Annotated in this window: 1 protein-coding gene; it reads right to left on the bottom strand. The window is 34.3% G+C overall.

The genetic code is table 11. The annotated features are described in order from the left end of the window. Positions 1–9 precede the first annotated feature (9 nt). Positions 10–150: a hypothetical protein gene (locus tag R7O13_RS25325; RefSeq protein WP_318305003.1), complete on the bottom strand. Its 141-nt coding sequence runs from the start codon at positions 148–150 to the stop codon at positions 10–12. Positions 151–872: the final 722 nt, after the last annotated feature.

The raw sequence follows: 872 nt of genomic DNA, 5'->3' as shown, positions 1-872 counted from the left end.
GCCAGGACACTATTGTAATCCTAGGTATTCTTCTTCTTCTTCTTCTTCTTCTTCTTCTTCTTCTTCTTCTTCTTCTTCTTCTTCTTCCGAGGAAATCATCCTTCCCATGGGTGAAAACTCACCAAACTTTGCACAAAGGTCCAGTCTCATGCCAGATATCCTCAGCTGTAAACTCAAGCCAATAGTCCTGATGGTGGCGCTACAGCAAGCGTCTAAAGTTCAAAACTTTGAAAATTCATAACAAATCAACCATACATGCTACAACTTCACAACTTTTATCAAACTGTAGCCCCAATACTGAAGAAACTTTTGTACATTTAAACCTATTAAAAATTATGAAGTTCATCACTCTGTTTTTTTCAAAAACTGTAAAACTTCTTAAACCTATCTCCTCCCACAATTTTTGCTCAATTGACACCAAACTTGCTACAGAGCATCTTCAGACTGTCCTACAAAAGCTATGTTTCTCAGATTTTTGATTTATCAAAAATTGAGCCTACAGTGCATCAAAATGTTTGACTGTAAACGGTACTGTAAACATATACATGCAAATTCTTGCTAAATATATCTTCAGTGTTCATGAAAAAAAAGATAAAATTCTAGACTCATGTTAGATGATGTGTGGCAAATTTCAGAATTTTATCTCAAAAGCTGAATTTTTGACAGCATTTTGAATTTTGCTCTAATGTGAATAATTGGAGTCAATGTAAAAATGGCAATTTTAAACATCAGTTGTTCACTTATGGAGCAAGTCAATCATTGCTACAAACAAATTACCAACATCTCCATGCTGTCTAGATGCAATATGTGTATTTTCAGATTTTTGTCTTGATAACTGAATTTATGACAGCAGTTTGAAATCTGCCCTGACA

This window comes from Vibrio sp. Y176, from assembly GCF_033438945.1.
Note: the sequence above shows the minus strand (reverse complement) of the source record. Positions and strands in the feature narration are given on the sequence as shown.